The 18,998-nt window shown below is 48.1% G+C and carries 14 protein-coding genes; 10 read left to right on the top strand and 4 right to left on the bottom strand.

The features are described from left to right. The 5 genes from ACI4N7_RS00415 to ACI4N7_RS00395 all read left to right on the top strand — a co-directional run. Positions 1 to 935 (top strand): ABC transporter substrate-binding protein (locus ACI4N7_RS00415; protein ID WP_439731392.1); only part of this gene is annotated, 935 nt, incomplete at its 5' end. A gap of 10 nt (positions 936 to 945) precedes the next feature. Next, positions 946 to 1,977 (top strand): FecCD family ABC transporter permease, encoded by a 1,032-nt coding sequence (locus ACI4N7_RS00410; protein WP_439731391.1) that lies wholly within the window; start codon positions 946 to 948, stop codon positions 1,975 to 1,977. Next, entirely contained in the window at positions 1,974 to 2,750 is a 777-nt protein-coding gene (locus ACI4N7_RS00405; protein WP_439731390.1) for an ABC transporter ATP-binding protein, read from the top strand. Before ACI4N7_RS00410 ends, ACI4N7_RS00405 begins: the two co-directional genes overlap by 4 nt. A gap of 288 nt (positions 2,751 to 3,038) precedes the next feature. Then, a complete protein-coding gene (locus tag ACI4N7_RS00400) occupies positions 3,039 to 4,316 on the top strand; it encodes an S-layer homology domain-containing protein (protein ID WP_439731389.1) in 1,278 nt (425 codons plus the stop codon). Positions 4,317 to 4,499: 183 nt separating this feature from the next. Then, the gene (locus tag ACI4N7_RS00395) at positions 4,500 to 6,029 is read left to right on the top strand and encodes a hypothetical protein (protein ID WP_439731388.1); all 1,530 of its coding nucleotides are present in this window, start codon (positions 4,500 to 4,502) and stop codon (positions 6,027 to 6,029) included. A 79-nt stretch (positions 6,030 to 6,108) separates the two neighbouring features. Here the strand turns inward: ACI4N7_RS00395 and nhaA are convergent, their stop codons facing one another. The 3 genes from nhaA to ACI4N7_RS00380 form a co-directional block, all read right to left on the bottom strand. Further along, positions 6,109 to 7,281 carry a Na+/H+ antiporter NhaA gene (nhaA, locus tag ACI4N7_RS00390; protein WP_439731387.1) on the bottom strand — a complete coding sequence of 391 codons (1,173 nt, stop codon included), beginning with the start codon at positions 7,279 to 7,281 and terminating at the stop codon, positions 6,109 to 6,111. Positions 7,282 to 7,880: 599 nt separating this feature from the next. After that, positions 7,881 to 9,509, bottom strand: a complete 1,629-nt coding sequence (gene ptsP, locus ACI4N7_RS00385) for a phosphoenolpyruvate--protein phosphotransferase (RefSeq protein WP_439731386.1) — start codon at positions 9,507 to 9,509, stop codon at positions 7,881 to 7,883. Positions 9,510 to 9,542: 33 nt separating this feature from the next. Continuing rightward, on the bottom strand, positions 9,543 to 10,118 hold the full coding sequence (locus ACI4N7_RS00380; protein ID WP_439731385.1) for a cob(I)yrinic acid a,c-diamide adenosyltransferase: 576 nt from the start codon (positions 10,116 to 10,118) through the stop codon (positions 9,543 to 9,545). Positions 10,119 to 10,769: 651 nt separating this feature from the next. Here ACI4N7_RS00380 and ACI4N7_RS00375 point away from each other — a divergent pair. Continuing rightward, a complete protein-coding gene (locus ACI4N7_RS00375; RefSeq protein ID WP_439731384.1) occupies positions 10,770 to 11,249 on the top strand; it encodes a flavodoxin in 480 nt (159 codons plus the stop codon). Positions 11,250 to 11,432: 183 nt separating this feature from the next. Beyond that, positions 11,433 to 11,792 carry a MarR family winged helix-turn-helix transcriptional regulator gene (locus ACI4N7_RS00370; RefSeq protein WP_439731383.1) on the top strand — a complete coding sequence of 120 codons (360 nt, stop codon included), beginning with the start codon at positions 11,433 to 11,435 and terminating at the stop codon, positions 11,790 to 11,792. A gap of 81 nt (positions 11,793 to 11,873) precedes the next feature. Here ACI4N7_RS00370 and ACI4N7_RS00365 read toward each other — a convergent pair whose 3' ends face one another. Beyond that, complete coding sequence (locus ACI4N7_RS00365; protein ID WP_439731382.1) at positions 11,874 to 12,566, bottom strand: TVP38/TMEM64 family protein; 693 nt, start codon at positions 12,564 to 12,566, stop codon at positions 11,874 to 11,876. 879 nt (positions 12,567 to 13,445) lie between these two features. Here ACI4N7_RS00365 and ACI4N7_RS00360 point away from each other — a divergent pair. The 3 genes from ACI4N7_RS00360 (at position 13,446) to citC (ending at position 18,878) form a co-directional block, all read left to right on the top strand. Then, complete coding sequence (locus ACI4N7_RS00360) at positions 13,446 to 16,097, top strand: valine--tRNA ligase (RefSeq protein WP_439731381.1); 2,652 nt, start codon at positions 13,446 to 13,448, stop codon at positions 16,095 to 16,097. Between the two features lie 88 nt (positions 16,098 to 16,185). Beyond that, positions 16,186 to 17,523, top strand: coding sequence for a bifunctional folylpolyglutamate synthase/dihydrofolate synthase (locus ACI4N7_RS00355; RefSeq protein ID WP_439731380.1), 1,338 nt, complete (start codon positions 16,186 to 16,188; stop codon positions 17,521 to 17,523). A gap of 257 nt (positions 17,524 to 17,780) precedes the next feature. Next, the gene (gene citC, locus ACI4N7_RS00350) at positions 17,781 to 18,878 is read left to right on the top strand and encodes a [citrate (pro-3S)-lyase] ligase (RefSeq protein ID WP_439731379.1); all 1,098 of its coding nucleotides are present in this window, start codon (positions 17,781 to 17,783) and stop codon (positions 18,876 to 18,878) included. Positions 18,879 to 18,998: the final 120 nt, after the last annotated feature.

The following is an 18,998-nucleotide window of genomic DNA, read 5'->3' as shown; positions in this document are numbered from 1 at the left end:
CTCCCATTCCCTGGGCATCCATTGTCTATGCTCTTGACGGCGGCAGTTCAGAAAGGATAGCTGCCGTGCATCCTTCTGCTATGAGTGCGTATAAAGGACATCTGTTTGAAAGACTGGACAGTCATTTCGGCACGGCAGATACAAAAATGATAGGCTCCGATTTTTCGGTGAATGCTGAAAGTATGGTCAATGCAGGAATTGATACCTGTATTCTCTGGCAGTATCAGGAAAAGGATGCAGAAAGATTAAAGCAGCTGGGGATAGCACCGGTTATGATTTACAACGATAATATGGAAAACCTCAAGAAAAGCTTCTTGATTGTGGGGGAAGTTCTTGGAAAGCAGGATAAGGCGCAGAAGCTGAATGCCTTCTATGATAATGCCTATAATTCTATTACTGCCCATAAAGCAGAGGTAGATGCTTCGCAGAAGCCAACAGTACTGTTCCTTAGAAATGCAAAGCTGCGGCTGCAGGGAAATGATAATTTCATGCATCAGGCTTTGGAAATCGGCGGTGCTTACAATCCGATTGAACAGTCAGCGCTTGACTCTAATAATAAGGAAATTCCCATGGAGGAAGTATACCGCATGGATCCGGATATTATTTTCCTGTCCAATTTTGATAAATTTGTACCGGATGACCTTTATGAAAACCGGATCCCCGGACAGGACTGGTCCAGCGTGAAAGCAGTGAAAAATCACAAAGTTTACAAAGTGCCCATGGGTCTTTACCGCTGGGATGCGCCGGGGGTAGAAACGCCGCTGATGATGAAATGGATTGCCCATACTCTCCATCCGGAGATTTTTACGGATATTCACATGCGGGAAGAAACAAAGGCCTTTTATAAAGACTTCCTGAATCTTCAGGTTTCCGATGATGATTTGGCGGTGATTTTTGCAGATGAAGCCAATAAAAACAGCCAGCCCATTGACTGAGGAGGCACTGATGAAACAAGATCATCATTTGACCGGCGGAGGATATGCAGCCATCCTTCTTCTGCTGCTGGTTCTGCTTGTATTGATGGCGGTGATCAGTATCAGCTGCGGACGGTATTATATAGAACCGCAGCAGGTAGTCCGCATTCTCATCAACGGCATTCATCCGCTGGATCAGACCTGGCCGGCCCAGGCAGCCAGTGTTATTTATACGCTTCGGCTTCCCAGGGTCATAGCGGCTGTGATGATTGGCGCCGCCCTTGCCCTGTCCGGGGCATCCTACCAGAGTGTTTTTAAAAATCCTCTGGTAGCACCGGACATGCTGGGCGTTTCTTCCGGCGCCTGCGTAGGGGCATCCCTGGCTATTCTTCTGGGGATTTCGCAGGCAGGCATCCAGATTGGCGCCTTTGTGGGAGGAATCATTGCGGTAGCCTGTGCTGTGTCGATTCCTAGGATAATCGGTAAGAATTCTATTGTTATGCTTGTCCTTGCCGGTATTATTGTTGGCGGTCTGATGAATTCATTTATCGGCATTATCAAGTATATAGCAGATACAGATACACAGCTGCCTGCCATTACCTATTGGCAGCTGGGATCGCTGACGAATGTTGTTTGGAATAATATTTTATACAGTGGGATTCCGATTGCCATTTGCCTTATCTTTATGATGCTGATCCGCTGGAGAATGAATATCCTTACCTTGTCTGAAGAAGAAGCCCATATGCTTTCCGCCCATTCCGAATGGCTCCGTTATGCTGTGATTTTCTGTGCTACCATTCTGACGGCCTGCTCGGTCTGCGTATCCGGAACCATTGGCTGGGTAGGCCTTGTGATTCCCCATTTCTCCCGCCTGCTTGTAGGTCCGAATAACCAGAGAATGCTTCCTGTATCTGTAGTTCTGGGAGCTTTATTTCTCCTTGTTATTGATACCCTGTCCAGAGCAACAATGACTTCGGAAATTCCACTCAGTATCTTGACGGGACTGATTGGTGCTCCTTTCTATTTCTTCCTGCTTTTGAAACAGAGGTTATCCTTATCATGAAATTGACTGTGGAAAACGTATCCTATACCTATGATGGGAGCTATTACCTTTGGGAACATGTTTCCTTTGCCGTTAATCCGGGAGAAATATTTTCACTTCTCGGATCGAATGGCTGCGGGAAATCGACTCTTCTGCGATGCCTGATCGGAGTCCTGGCACCTAAAACAGGCCGCATTTATATAGAGGATGCCGGTCGTATTCTGGATGCCCGGAAAGATGCAGAGGAATACACAAGAAAAATCGGTTATGTGCCGCAGATGCAGAATACAGCCTACTCTTTTACTGTAAGAGATTATATTGTTATGGGGCGCGCACCTCACTTAGGAATGTTCAGAAAGCCTTCCGCCAATGATTACGCACTCTGTGATGAAGTAATGAATGAAATGGGCATTTATGATATCAGAAACCATTCCTTCAATACGCTGTCCGGCGGGCAGCAGCGGCAGGCAGTCATTGCCAGGGCGATCATCCAGCAGCCGGAAATGATTATCATGGATGAACCTACCAACCATCTGGACTATGGCAACCAGTACCGGGTAGTAAAAATGATTGAAAAACTGTCCGAAAAGGGCATCGCTGTCATTTTGACTACCCATATGCCGGATCATGCCATTTACCTTGGCAGCAAGGTCGGGGTTTTCTGTGATCACCGGCTGGTCGTAGGCAAAGCAGATGATGTAATTACGGAAGAAGTGCTTGAAAAAATATATCATGTGAAAGTTCATCTGGTTTATGAACCGCTGGTTGGTCGAAATATCTGCATAGCAGAATGAGGCATAGAAAAAGCAGTCTGCCTTTGAGGCGGACTGCTTTTTTCCATGCACCGGATAGCCTTTTCTGATTCTGCGGCTTCTCTAAAGAATTATCTTATCTCATGGGGGCAAATTCATTTTTTAATCTGACAGCCGACGAAGGGAAAAGATTTAATTTTTTAAATGAACATTAGACTATTTAAATAATATTGAATCAATAATTCAATATTATTAGATTTTAATTTCAATAAAATTATTGTAAAATATAAAAAATTAATAATTTTTTTTTAGTGATTGAGGAGCGTAATTATGAAAAAATCCATGGTCTTATTAATGGCTGCTTTGACATCTGCTGCTGCTGTTGTATCGGCATCGAATCCTTTTTCCGATGTGTCAGTTAATGACTGGGCTTATCAGGCTGTATCCGATTTATCAGATCAGGGAGTAATTGAAGGATATCCGGATGGCACGTTCCGAGGGGAAAGGAATGTGACCCGATTTGAAATGGCACAGATTGTTGCCCGTCTGATGGCCAAGGAAGACCAGCTTACGGCAGATCAGCGTGCATCATTGGCTAAACTGCAGGGAGAGTATGCTGATGAGCTTTCGAGTCTCGGTGTTCGTGTTGCGAAACTGGAGAAACAGGTGGGGAATATTTCCTGGTCCGGTGATGCCCGTGCACGGTATTTAAATAAGAGTCTTGACAATGCGGATACCTGGGATGGTCGTATCCGTCTTTTCGTAAAAGCCGATATCAATCCGACCACTTATGTACGGGGCCGTTTTAATTCTACATTTAACTATAAAACGAATAGCCCTAATGGAAGCACATCCATGGATATGCTCTATGTAGACCATAAAATAGGACCGGCAGAAATTAAATTGGGACGTTATGTGTATAAATTAGGTAATCAGGGAGGCTGGATTTATGGTGGAGCTCCTGATTTCGACGGTGCGGAAGCAAGCTTCCGGCTGGGAAAGGATATTTCTCTTAAAGCAGGCTACGGCCAGTTTAACCAGGGCGATACCTTAGCCAAAAATAATTTTGATTTTATTGATAAGGACTTTTTCTATGCAGGAGCAGACTGGAAATATATGCCCAAAGGACTGCTGCAGTTGGGCTATTTAAGGAAAGTGTCCAAAACAAATGACAGTGATAAAAATTATGAAGTGATGGATGCCAATATTACCATTCCGGTTGGGGACTTCAGAATTTATGGAGACTATGCTAAAAATACAATAGGAGATAAAGGAACCGGCTGGAATGCGGGACTGGGATATGGAACCATGAATGCTAAAAAACCGGGTACATGGCAGCTTGAAGCATATTACAATGATGTAGACCGTGGCATTTATCATGGAGGAAATCCGATTCAGAATAATATGTTTGACGCAACCCGGGATAATACCTGGAAGGCCAATGGTCTGGGCGGTAAAGGCGAAGACATTAAATTCTGGAATGTGATGGGAGATGTAGCCATCATGAAAAATGTATTTATCCACGGCGAATATGCATTCGGCGCTCAGGCTGAGAAAGGGAAGGATCCGGCTGATTCCTGGACTTTGTCATTGAATTATAATTTCTAAGGAAGGTTTGCGAATATAGACCGGATTACGTCTGGAAAATACGTGGTGAAACAGAGGAGAAAGCGGTCCCGGAAAAGGGGACCGCTTTTTGTTCAATCCTATTGAAGGAAGACATCAAATCTTCTCATTTGTCATTGGACGCCGTTTCATTTACAGTGTAAGAAAGCAGAAAGGAGAATCAGTATGACAGAGGAAAAAAGACAGCCTGAAACCTGTATTGTGCAGCCGGCGGTTCATCGGAAGAAGAAAGGGCCGGTGGCGGTGATTCCCAATCAGATTCTGGCGAGAAGGGATCTGGCACTCTTGGCCATAGGCTCTGCAGCCTGTCTGCGGGGTGTATATCTGGCCATTGCTCCATTCGGCCAGCTGGATCGGTATTTTACCTGTGAGTTTGAGCCGGAGGAATACAGGAATGGCCGGTGGGAAGAGAAGCTGAAAAGGAAACTGGAAGAATTGACGGCCATGGCAGGCATTGGAGGGGTAGTAATTTATACCTCCTGCCTGGAGAGAATTTATGATAAAGATTTTGCTCCTGTGATCCATGAAGTTTCAGAAGCTTCCGGAGTGCCGGTGGAGGTGCTATGGCGGGGCGCTCTGGTATCGCCGGAAAGAAATCCTTTTGCCTATCTGCCGGAGGTGCTGAAGGCGATACCGGATGAGGGAAAGATATTCACTCCGGGGCACCGGGAACTTCCTCCGCTGCAGACTGATTTTGCCGGTATTGCCCGCCTGCTGCAGCCTTTTGATACCTATAATTTCCTGGTAGATGCGGGAGGCTGCACGGAATGCTTTGCCGTGCCTGATGAGGAAGTGGATACATTTCATCTCCGGAAATCGCGGTTCAGCAATTTAAAGGCAGCCCGCCGCTGGAAGGAGCTGCTGGTTGACCGGCTGGCGGAAGACTATCAGAAGAAGGGGGAAGGGAAACTCTGCTGTCTTATGAGCTCTGTCATTCCGGAAGCCCTGGCTTTTGATTTCAAGGATATCCTGGATGAGCTGCAGTCCCGTCATATTCCGGCAGTCTATATACCTTCCAACGGAAGAAAAAGCAGTGCCGAGGGCATAGCAGAAGGACTGAAAGTGCTGGCCGGCAGGGCTGGAGACCGGGAGGTAGATGCGGTTTATCTCTGGGGCGCCTGCTCTTATGAAGGCATCGGTGCGGAAGCGAAAGACAGGATGATCAGGGAACTGGGCAGGAATTACTGCCCTGTTTTCTGTCCTGATGAAGAAAGGCTGGACACCTGGAAAGGCACCCGGCCGAAAATGAATGCAGCAGCTGTGACTTCCGCCCTTCCTCTGGTGATAGAGCAGGAGAAGCAGGGGATTCCCTACCGGCTCTGTTTTTCCGGCAGAGGAGAGGCGACGGATCAGGGAAATGTCCTCCTCATCGGAGACCCGGTTATTACTGCAGGAATGGCAGGAGACCGGAAGAAATCCATTGTTCGCGCATTCTATGCGGACAGCAGGGAGACAGAGGCCTGGTACAGACATACCCTGGCTCTGGCAGAGGACCACTGCCCCGGCATCAGCCATGCAGTCTGCTTCCGTAACCGGACGGAACTGAAGCAGCTGGTGGAAAAAGCAGATGTCATTTATGGAGAACGCCTTTTCAAAGAAGTGCTGGGAGATGATTGGAAAGGAAAACAATGGAAGGACATGGATGAAAGCCTCTTTTCCAGCGGCATCGAGATTGTGCAGGACAATGTGAATTAAGGAAGCGGTTTTACCATAAAAGCCCTGTTCCTTTTGCGGAACAGGGCTTTTGATAATGGATATCATTTATCAGAAAATATCAGATTTTGTCAGCATCCGCCAGAGGCAGTGTCTCTTTTGCCGCACAGGAGGAGCTGCCTGCCAGGGAGAATACAAGCGTTCCCAGAACAGCGGAAAGGGTGGAGGCCAGAAGAATGGAAAATTTGGCCAGGTTGAGCAGGGAAGCATCGGTAAAAGCAATGGAGGCGATGAAGATGGACATGGTAAACCCGATACCGCCCAGCATACCGGTAGCTGCCAGCTCACGGGGAGAAGCTCTTCCTGGAATGTCGATATGAACCAGCTTATGAAGCAGGAATACAGAACCGAAAATACCTATGGGTTTGCCCAGTATCAGGCCAGCCAGGATGCCCCAGGGGAGGGGAGAAGAGAAGTCCAGGGCAGAAAGGGAGATTTCCACTCCTGCGTTGGACAGGGCGAAGACAGGCATAATGAGGTAGGCAGACCAGGGGGAGAGCCTTTTTTCCCAGCGGTGCAGCATGGAGATCTTGCAGTTTCCTTCCGCAGGAATAGAAAATCCCAGAATGACGCCGGCAATGGTGGGATGGATGCCTGCCTGCAGGAAGAAGTACCAGGCGGCAAGACCCAAAGCAAGATAAGCGGGAAAGAAATGGACTTTTAAACGGTTTAAGAGGAACGCACCTGCCAGGGCAGCCAGACCGGAGAAGAGAGCCAGCCAGGCCAGCTCGGTGCTGTAGAAAAGAGCAATCACTACAATGGCGCCCAGATCGTCCACAATGGCCAGAGCCGTCAGGAATACCACCAGGCCTGGCGGCGCACTTCTGGCAGCAATAGTCATGATGCCCAGTGCAAAGGCAATATCTGTAGCCATGGGAATGCCCCAGCCGCCGGCAGTGGAGGTGCCGAAATTCAGAAGGCTGTAAAACAGGGCCGGTACCAGCATACCTCCTAAGGCACCGCATACGGGAAGAAGCATGGCAGACCGCGTTTTCAGTTCTCCGTACAGGAATTCCCGCTTGATTTCCAGTCCTACCAGGAAGAAGAAAACCGCCATCAGTCCATCATTTACCCAGTGCAGCAGGCCCATTTCCATGGAAAAGGAACCAAATCCGATGGTTATGGGTGTATGAAGGATGTGTTCATAGGCTTCGCCCCAGGGGGAGTTGGCCATGATGACCGCCAGAATGGCGCAGATCAAAAGAATGACACCGCCGGAAGCTTCGGAACGCAAAAAAGAAAGAAATGTGGTGCTCAAGGATTCTATTTTTCGTCTCATAGTCAACTCCTTTCAACAAAAAGAAATGTTCTATCAAAATAATAGCATATAATGCATTTAATGTCACTATATATAATTAAATATTTATATATTATATTGAATACTATGTATTTGAATGAGTCTGTAAATTGATAACTTAAAATGGCTGAGATAAGAAGTGATGACGGTTTCCTGTTTCCTGACAGGGAACCATCAGCGAAAAAGATTTCTCAACTCCGCATCACTGCGCTGGAAATGACGGGGGAGGCGCTGCTGCTCTGGAAGTGACCGGGGTGAATTATTATACTTCTGAAATACTCATTCTCTGGTTCATCAGCCCACCAAAGCATACTGTTTAGAAAGAATTTCTCGACTTCGTTTTACTGCGCTCGAAATGACGAAGGACGTATTGCCGATCCTTAAATGAAGTGGCAAGGGACCTGCAGCGTGACAGGAGAGGTTCGCTTCCTGCTATCTGCCGGCTCGCCAGTCTACAACCCGTCTCACCCCGTTCTTTCCTGAAATCTGCCCAACAAAAAACGCCTCCTGAGGGAGGCGTTTTTCTATTTCATCATTTATTTGCTCAAATCGATAGAGCGGATCTGCTTCCGCAGCGGGAGGACAGAGTAAGGAGCAACGGAGAATTCGTCCACTCCCATGCGGAGGAAGGTCTCCGTAATGGAAAGGTCGGAACCCAGTTCGCCGCACATGCCTACCCAGATGCCTGCTTTGTGGGCGTTTTCTACGGTCATCTGAATCAGTTTCAATACGGCGGGATGATGGGGATTGAAGAAATCGGAAAGTACGCGGCTGGTTCTGTCCACCACCAGGGTGTACTGGGACAGGTCGTTGGTACCGATGGAGAAGAAGTCCACTTCTTTAGCCAGCTTGTCGCTGATCAGAGCAGCGGCCGGTGTTTCTACCATGATGCCTACTTCCATGTGGTGATCGTAGGCGATGCCTTTCTTGTCCAGTTCCATTTTCACTTCGTCCAGGATTTCTTTGGCCTTCCATACTTCCCATACAGAGGTGATGAGGGGGAACATGATGGCTGCTTTGCCGAAGGCGCTGGCGCGGAGGATGGCCCGGAGCTGAGTCTTGAAGATTTCAGGACGTTTCAGGCAGATACGGATGGCCCGCATGCCCAGGGCAGGGTTTTCTTCTTTCGGCAGATGGAAAGCGGAGGCTTCCTTGTCTGCACCGATATCCAGGGTACGGATGATGACCCGTTTGCCTGCCATGGTTTCAATGGCCAGCTTATAGATATTGAACTGTTCTTCTTCGCTGGGGAGGGTGTCTCTTCCCATGTAAATGAATTCACTGCGGAAGAGGCCGATGCCTTCTGCGTCGTTTTTCAGTACGGCGGCCAGATCGGAGGCGGAGGATACGTTGGCAGCCACTTCCACCCGGTGTCCGTCTATGGTTTCACTGGGAAGGCCCTTCAGCTGCTGCAGCAGATCCTTCAGCCGGATGCTCTGGTCCTGTTTTTCTTTCATCACTGCCAGAATGCCCGGTGTGGGATCCAGATATACGGTGCCGGAGAAGCCATCAATAACAGCGGTTTTTCCGTCAAAGGAATCGTCCACTTCCGTGCCGGTGGCTACAATGGCCGGAACGCCCAGAGCCCTTGCCAGAATAGCAGTATGGGAGGTGGGGGTGCCTTCTTTGGTGACAAATCCCAGTATCTTTCTGGTATCCATCTGGATGGTTTCACTGGGGGTAAGGTCATCGGCATAGAGAATGCAGGGTTCGTCGCCGGAGAACATGGCCTTCTTCTGACGCAGGGTGCGCAGAAGGATGCGGGCGATTTCCTGTACATCAGCTATGTGGGCCTGCATGTACACATCAGCGCCGGAGCTGTAAATCTGGGTGAAGTTCTTTTCTGCCTGGGAAATGGCATATTCTGCATTGATACCCTGGCTGCGGATCATGGAGCGTACAGAATCAATAAATTCCGATTCCGTCAGCATCTGCTGGTATACTTTGAAAATGGAAGCATTATCCAGTCCCACATGGGAAACGGCTTCCTGGTAAAACTGGTTCATTTTGGCAGAGGCCGTATTCCGGGCAGAATCAAACCGGGCCACTTCCGTCTCCGGACGGTCTACTTTTGATTCCTCCACGTTGAATTCTTTGTGACGATATACCCGGAGCGGTCCGATAGTAACCATGCCGGAAATGCTTTTACCTGTAATTTTTTCCATTCTATGTAATCCTTTCTTTCTCCGCAGGGGAAATCAGTCTTCGATTCCTACCCTTCCCATGACACCTTTGTCATAGTAATGACGGATTTTTTTCATTTCAGTAATCAAATCAGCAGCGTCCAGGATATAGGACGGCGCATTGCGTCCGGTGAATACCAGTTCCACTTCCGGACGGCGGGCGGCGAGGATTTCCTTTGTATCCTCCTCGGTAGCCAGGTCGTACCAGCAGGCCATATTGTATTCATCCAGTATGACTACATCATAGGCGCCGGATACGGCATGAATGGCTTCATCAATGCCTTTCCGGACCATGTCCCTGTATTCCTTGGGTGGATGGCCGGCCGGATAGACTACCAGCTTGTCACCCCAGGCCTTGATTTCCTCATCGGTAAGCATGCCTTCCTTGGCGATGAAGTAGGGCTTTCCCAGAGTAATCAGGGTGATTCCCTTGAGACTCTGGAGTACTTTCTGCTCCGAATAGGCCAGAGACTTCATAAACTGAATAATGCATACCTTTTTCCCTGCACCAATGGCACGGATGGCCAATCCAATGGCAGCGGTGGTTTTCCCTTTGCCGTCGCCGGTATATACTTGAATGTAACCTTTCATCCTGTCCTCCTTTTGAGAAAAAATCATTCAGAGGAATTGCTATTATAACTTTAAAGAATGTGTTTCCAGTATCTTTATAAGTCTATTATACAATAACTAAACAAAGTAGGGAAACCATTTTGATGGGAGAGGTGCTCCCGGAAAAACAGGAATGCATTCATGAAATTAGATTTCACAAAGTGGAACAGCAGCCATCATGCAATTCCTTTAACAGCTGAAAATAGGAATTCCATCTTCTCATGCCGGCCTTTTCGGAGGCATTGTTTCCGGAGAATGTACGCAGGGATACCGGTGCAGAGAGGAGAAATTTAAAAAGTTATCGCCATTTTCTTGACAGAAAGTCTATCCGGTTATATTATATGCATGTGCATACAAATTAGTCAACGAGGTGGATGGAAGGGGTGGAAGGACATAATTGCTGACATAATATATGCATGTGCATGCAAATGCAGCATGATGGAAGAAGAGTCAGGCTGATCCCGCTGCCATAGAGCATAAGGAATGCCTGGGCGTCAGAAGCATGCATTTTTTCCCCCGGAGAGGTACAGATTCGTTCGACAGCCATTGCGTCACCGCTTCCCCGGGAATGCGCTGCTTGATTTTTAAGATTGTATCCGACAGGACTATATTTAGAATTAGAAAGGATGAAAGATGATGAGTGATATACTGGTGGCATATTTTTCAGCAACAGGAACGACTGCCCGCGTGGCAGAAAAATTAGGAGCCCTCCTTGGGGCGGATCTTTACCGGATTGTACCGGAGGTTCCCTATACCGGAGCGGATTTAAACTGGCATGATGCACACAGCCGCAGCTCCATTGAAACAAAGGATCCGGAAGCAAGACCGGCTATTTCCGGCGGAATCAAAGATATTTCTTCCTATAAGAAAGTATTTATCGGTTTTCCTATCTGGTGGTACAGGGAGCCTAAGATTATTGATACGTTCCTGGAATCGGAAGATTTCCATGGAAAGGAAATCATTCCCTTTGCTACTTCCGGTGCCAGCCCGCTGGGGAAGACAGCACAGTACATGAGGGAACTGGTGAAGGATGCAGTTGTCAAAGAGGGTAAACGGTTGACACCGAGAATGACAGATGCGGAACTGAAGGACTGGGCTTCCAGCTGTTTATAACCGGCGGAGGGAAGGCCGGTTGACAGAATGAAGGGAAAAGCATAGGATATGCCTGTGCGTATAACCGGCAGGAAAGTGCAGGCTTTCCTTTCTTGATATAGTTTTTTAAGGGACCGGCGCTTTCCGCAAGAGGGAGTGAATGTGATGCAGGATACGGCAGAATGTAAAATCATCCACAGCTGGATGAGATTTACCAGTCAGTACAGAAGGCTTGAACAGAAAATCGAAGGCAGAATCCATGACCGGACAGGGCTGTGCCTGAATGATTTCTATCTTCTCTATTATTTGTGTGAAGAACCGGAGCATACCATGCGCATACAGGATGCCTGCCGCTGCGTGCAGATGAGCCAGAGCGCGCTTTCCCGTCTTGTCAAACGGCTGGAGGAATATGACAAACCGGTGATCAGCAGGAGCATCTGTCTGGAAGACAAGAGGGCGGTATATATTACCCTCACTGAATCAGGAAAGGAATTATACGAATCCATTATCAAGGACATGGCAGACATTCTGCTGGAGTTCAAAGAAGTGGATTTCCGGAAATAAAAACACAGGTAATGAAATCTTCGATTCATGCCTGTAATAAAAAAACGCCATGCAGAAGCATGGCGTTTTTTTATTACAGTTTTACAGGCATTTATTTTTGAAGCAGCGACGCTTTTTATACATCTTATGAATGATATAGCCGGCCAGGAGAAGGAACAGGAGCACAATGAAACGGGTGCCGTGTTCGGAAAAGTAAATCAGGTCATGACCCAGCCATACTTCAACCACGACGGAAGGAATCTTGCCGATCAGGGTAGCCTTCAGATGCTCCCGGCTGGTGAGCCGGCTCAGTACGGCAATGGCAGTGAAAAGAATATTGGGGGAATAGGGGATCGCCCTGGCTAAAGCCATATTTTTCACGCAGCTGTACTTGTCCAGCTTGGTGAGCATGTGCTTCTTTTCAATGAGATGCCGGGCTTCTTTTCGGAAGAAGATACGTCCGATGTGGAAACTGATTTCAATGCCGATGACCTCTCCTACCCAGGAAATAAAGATACCCGGAAGCAGTCCAAAAAGGGCTCCATTGACTGTAAGAAAAGGAATAGTTGGAATTCCGAAAACATTACAGAATATGAGAAGCCCTATGCTGACCAGAAAAGCCCCATATCCGAAGGAGGAAATGTAGTCCGCCAGACCGTCCACATCACCGGCCATGGTGAGATGGATCGTATGGTAGTAAAATTCCGGATAATACATACGGATCAGATAGACGGATATGACGGCAGCAGCGATCAGGATCAAAAGTCCGATGAGCTTTTTACATTTGTCAATCATAGTGTATCCTTTTAGCCGTCCAAAGGCCGGTAGAGGCGTGACTGCTGTTTTGGCGGAACGGCGCGCCAGACAGGTATTTTTCAGAAATGAAGGAAGCGCCGGTTCAGCTTCTGTCGAACATGTAACAGCTCCAGTCGGCTGAGGAAAAGCGCGGATAACAGGCGACGCAAGGAAACTTGTGACCAGGCATGAAATACAATGCCCTGGAAATCTGATTCAGCATGGGAATCGGCGCTTCCTTAACGTTCGAAAGGCAGTCCGGTGGACAGCCTGTTTATTGTATACGATTTATCAAGTTTATGCAAATTTCTCTTTTATCGGCTATATTATAATACAAAAATTTGTTATTTGCCAATATGCATAGCTAGCTATATAACTTCAAAAGGCCGATAAAATCGTATGTTTTTGCAATTCATTTCCATTGACTGCTATATAAAATCAAACAGACGGGACGGGGTCGGAGAGAAAAAAGAAAGGAAAAGCGGGCAGCGGTGAGATCGTTCTCCCTGCTGCGGAGACACTGTAATATTTTTATATTCCTGCGCCGGCAGGAAGGAAAAAGGAAATCCCTTTATACCGGTGCCTCTTCTTCAAAAACCATTCCTGCTTCAGGCCTTGCATTTCATTTTGAATCCTGCTATTATAAATCCATATATGAAAAGCAAAGATGGGAAGAAGCTGTGGATGAATTGCAAGAGAGCTGCCGATGGTGGGAAGGCGGTAAGGATGAAGCAGCAGGTCACCCCGGAGCTGGTTATGAACCCGTGGCGCACGTTATACGCAAATGAGCGATCATTGATGATTATTTAGGTGGTACCGCGGAAGCACTCTTTCGTCCTATGGGATGAAGGGGATTTTTTATTTTTAGGAGTGAAAAATATGGCAGATTTTGAAGACCTTGGAAAATACGATCCAGGTGCGATTGAACAGAAATGGTATAAATTCTGGGAAGATAATGACGTCTTTCACGATGAACCGGATCCCTCAAAGAAACCGTACAGCATTGTGCTGCCGCCGCCGAATGTAACGGGACAGCTTCACATGGGACATGCCCTTGACAATACACTGCAGGATATCCTTATCCGCTACAAGAGAATGCAGGGCTACAATGTGCTCTGGCTTCCCGGTAAGGATCATGCCGGCATTGCTACCCAGGTCAAGGTAGAAAAGCAGATTGCTGAAGAAGGCCTGAACAAGTACGATCTGGGCCGTGAAAAGTTCCTGGAAAGGGTATGGCAGTGGAAGGAAAAATACGGCAACCGTATCGGCCTCCAGATCCGCCGCCTCGGCTCTTCCTGCGACTGGAAGAGAGAACGGTTTACCATGGATGATATATGCGCCCGGGCAGTCCGCGAAGTTTTCGTTTCCCTCTATGAAAAAGGACTGATTTATCAGGGATTCCGCATTACCAACTGGTGCCCCCGCTGCCAGACCGCTCTGTCTGATATCGAGGTTGAACATGAGGATGAAGTAGGACATCTCTGGTATTTCAACTATCCTATCGTAGGAGAAGATGGCTACATCCAGATTGCCACCACCCGTCCGGAAACCATCCCCGGCGATACAGCCGTAGCTGTCAACCCCAAGGATGAACGGTATGCCCACCTGGTAGGCAAGATGGTAAAGCTTCCCACCACAGACAGGGAAATCCCCATCATTGCCGATGATTATGTAGATATGGCCTATGGTACCGGCTGCGTGAAGATTACGCCGGCCCATGACCCCAACGACTTTGAAGTAGGTCAGCGCCATAACCTGCCCACCATTGTCATCATGAACAAAGACGGCACCATGAATGAAAAGGCAGGCAAGTACAACGGCATGGACCGCTATGAAGCCAGAAAAGCGATTATTGAAGACTTCAAGAATGCAGGCCTTCTTGTGAAGATTGAAGAAACGAAGCATGCTGTAGGCCACTGCTCCCGCTGCAAGACAGTCGTAGAACCTATGACCACCAAGCAGTGGTTCGTAAAGATGAAACCCCTGGCAGGTCCGGCTATGGAAGCTGTTACTTCCGGTAAAACAAAATTTGTTCCGGAACGGTTTGCCAAGACCTATATCCAGTGGCTGGAAAACATCCATGACTGGTGCATTTCCCGCCAGCTCTGGTGGGGCCACCGCATTCCGGTATGGTACTGCGATGACTGCGGCGCTGTAAGCGCATCCCGCACCGATCTGACCGAATGCCCGAAGTGCGGCAGCAAACATATCCATCAGGATCCGGATGTACTGGATACCTGGTTCTCCTCGGCTCTGTGGCCATTCTCCACTATGGGCTGGCCGGAACAGACTCCGGTGCTGAAGCAGTGGTACCCCACATCCACCATGGTTACCGGCTACGACATTATTTTCTTCTGGGTAGCCCGCATGATGTTCATGTCCATGGAATTCATGCATGAAATTCCTTTCAGGTACGTCTTCATCCACGGACTTGTCCGCGATTCCCAGGGCCGCAAGATGAGCAAATCCCTCGGAAACGGCATTGATCCGCTGGAAGTCATTGATAAATACGGCGCCGATGCCCTCCGCTTTACCCTGGTTACCGGCAATACCCCCGGCAATGATATGCGTTTCTACTATGAAAAGGTAGAGGGCAACAGAAACTTTGCCAACAAGATCTGGAATGCCACCAAGTTCACGCTGATGAACCTGGATGACTATGATAAGGATTTCGTACCGTCCAAGGATCAGTTCACCCTGGCCGACAAGTGGATCCTTGACCGTCTGGCAGCTACGGAAGACTATGTCAGCGCAAACCTTGACAAGTACGAACTGGGCGAAGCAGCAGATTCCATTTACAACTTTGCATGGAACTATTTCTGCGACTGGTACATCGAAACCGCCAAGACCCGTCTCTACGGCGAACACAATACAGACCGCAAGGTTACCCAGTATGTCCTGGTATACACCCTGACCCGCATGCTGGCTCTGCTCCATCCGTTTATGCCTTTCATCACAGAACATCTCTGGCAGCACCTGCCTCATGAAGGCAAAATTCTGGCAAGAGCTCCCTGGCCGAAGGCTGATGAAGCTCTTCGTTTCCCGGAAGAAGCAGAACAGTTTGAACGGATTATGGACTCTATCAAGGCTGTCCGTAATATGAGGGCAGAAGCCAATGTAGCACCGAATAAGATGTGCCATATCCAGATGGCTGTTCTCAGGGAAGACCTGAAAGCCTGCATTGAAAACCATAAAGAATACTACGAAAAACTGGGCCACGTGGAAGAAATCAAACTGATTCCTGCGGATGCGCCGAAGCCGGAAAATGCTCTTACTTCCGTAGTCACCGGTCTGGAAGTATACCTTGAACTGAAAGGCCTTATTGATACAGCCAAAGAAAAAGAAAAGATTGCCAAGAACAAGGCGGCTCTTGAGAAGGATATCGCCCGTACCTCCGGCAAGCTTTCCAACAAGGGCTTCCTGGCTAAAGCACCGGAAGCAGTGGTGCAGAAGGAAAAGGAAAAACTGGCACAGTTCGAAGAGAAGATGAAATCTCTGGACGAACGTCTGAAGTTCCTGGAACAGCTCTAAGAGCCCCATAGCGGTGAAACCGCGTACAATCGAATTATCAGGAAGACTCCCTTTCATGAGGGAGTACTTCTTTTGTAAAGGAGAACATATGAATTACGAAGAATCAGTGGCTTATCTGGAACAGGCAGCTTCCTTTGGAATTAAGCCGGGACTGGAACGGATCGAAGCCATGCTGAAAAAGCTGGGCAACCCGGAAACCGCCTACAAGGTGATTCATGTCACCGGCACCAACGGAAAGGGAAGCGTGGTGGCCATGATCACCAGCGTTCTGGAAAATGCTCAGCTCCGCATAGGACGGTACGTTTCCCCTCATCTTGTGGACTATACGGAACGGATTTACGTCTGCGGCCATGATATTTCCAGAGAAGACTTTGCCAGAGCGGCCACTGTGGTGCGTGAGGCTGCTGAAGCCGTGACGGCGGAAGGTGTGGAAGCGCCCACGGAATTTGAACTGCTGACTGCCATGGCTTTCTGGTATTTCAAAGAACAGAAAGTGGACTATGCCGTTATGGAAGTAGGCATGGGCGGTCTCTATGATTCCACCAATGTGATTCTGCCGGTGGTTTCTGTCATTACCAACGTGGCCATGGACCATATGAAGTACCTGGGAAATACGCTGCAGGAAATCGCTCACCAGAAAGCAGGAATCATTAAGGAAGGCATTCCCGTTGTAACAGCAGCCCAGCATGTAGCGCTGAAACAGCTGAAAAAGGAAGCCCATGAAAAGAAAGCCCGCCTGTATTTCTACGGCCGGGACTTCGAAGTAGACTCCCGAAGCCGCTGGAGACATGGCCAGGTGGTAACGGTAAAACGGAAAGATATGCCCAAGGAACTGGAAAAAAGCCTTCTCTTTGTTCCTTTCGTCGGTGCTCATCAGGCAGTCAATGCGGCTGTGGCCACCATGGCTCTTTCCATCATTATGAAGCAGGACAACCGGGTCAATGAAAATGACCTTCGTGAAGGTCTGGCCAGAACAAGGTGGCAGGGACGCTTTGAAATTCATGATGTGAAAGGTGTTACCTATGTCATGGACGGCGCCCATAATCCTGCCGGTGCCGAAGCTCTTATGGAAGCGCTGCAGGAGCAGTATCCTGATAAACGGCGTCTTTTCGTCTTTACTTCTCTGGCAGACAAGGATACAGAAACGGTCATCCAGCTTCTGATCCGCAAAGGGGATAAGGTCTTTGCCTGCGAAGCGCCGACACCCAGAACCAGAAAGCCGGAAGAAATCGGAAAGATGATCGAAGCCCAGAAAATCAAGGCGGATTTCAAGGCGGAAAGCAGTGTGAAGGCTGCCCTGGAAGATGCTACGAAAGAAGCAGGAGAAGGGGATATTGTCCTCATCTGCGGTTCTCTCTATATTCTGGGAGATGCAATCCGTTTTATCGAAGAAAAAGAAATGGAAGCAGCAGAAGAAAAGAAATAACAGTCTTTGTCACAAGCCCTCGGGACAGCCGTCCCGGGGGCTTTTCTTTTTTTGTGGGCGGCTGGAGCAGCGGGATGGCTTCAGAAGTGAAGATTAAATATTATTCATATATATCATCTAATGATGAATATATATCATTTACATATTGAGGGGCTTTGGAATCATGTGCTATAATGGATATGCCTGAAAGGGTAGAAGTATTTACTTGACAGGTAATAAATATACCATTTAACTTTATTTCTAAAGGAGTCCGGACCATGATTACTGAACATGAAATCTTTTTAACCGATCCCTCGGAAAAAGCGAAGGTCATAGAATTTTTAAAAGGTTTTGATTTAACCTTTACCGGAAATATTGATTATACCATGGGGCTTTATGATGACGGACAGCTCATCGGCACCGGTTCCCTGGGCGGACGGGTAATGCGGGATATTGCCATCAGCGCCAAATATCAGAAGAAAGGCCTGACCCGCCGTATTATCCGTAATCTGCAGGGGGAATCCTATCGCCGCGGGGTGACAGGAAACCAGATTTTCACGAAACCTAAGAATGTACCGATTTTTGAGCATATGGGCTTCAAGTGCGTTGCCGTGGCAGAACCTTATGCAGCTCTCCTGGAAAAAGGCACGGACACCCTGGAGGATTATCTGGGACGGGTACGGGCGATTCTTGGTACCGGCGAAGGAAAGAACCGGGGCGCCATCGTGATGAACTGCAACCCTTTTACTCTGGGACATCGTAGCCTGGTCGAATATGCCCACAATAACTGCGATGAAGTGATTATTTTCGCCGTACAGGAAGACCGGTCCATATTCCCCTTCTCCGATCGTTTCTCTCTGATTAAACAGGGTGTCCGGGATATGAAGGGCGTGGAAGTTATCAGCGGCGGCGATTTCATTATTTCCAATGCTACATTCCCCACCTATTTCATTAAGGGGACTGATGAACTGGCTGCTCAGACTAAACTGGACGCCACCGTCTTTGCCACCCGCATTGCACCAGCTCTCAATATTACGGTCCGCTTCGTAGGCGAAGAACCGACAGACAAAACCACTCTTGCCTACAACAATGCCATGCGGGAAGTCTTTGCCCAGAACGGCATTGAACTGAAGGAAATTCCGCGGGAGCAGAAGGGCAATCAGATCGTATCTGCATCTTCCGTCCGTAAAGCACTGGCAGAAGACGATTGGGAAACGGTATACCGCATGGTGCCGAAGACAACCCTGATTTACCTGAAGAGCCCTGCCGGACAGGAAGTCATCCGTAAAATCAAGATGACCGAAGCTTTTAAAAAGATGGAAGCCGAAGAAAGAGCGAAAGAAGCAGCTGCAGCACAGGCAGCCAAGAAGGAATAATCGGACTTGAGACAATAAAAATCCTCCCTCCTGAAAAGGAGAGAGGATTTTTTTGATCAGGTTGTTAAGGAAGCACTGATTAATTCATAGAGTTTACTTTCATAAGAAATTTTATGCACT

Origin of the sequence: Dialister sp. (genome assembly GCF_051885895.1) — a bacterium.
Taxonomy (GTDB): Bacteria; Bacillota; Negativicutes; order Veillonellales; family Dialisteraceae; genus Dialister.
This window is presented reverse-complemented; position numbering and strand designations above follow the sequence as displayed.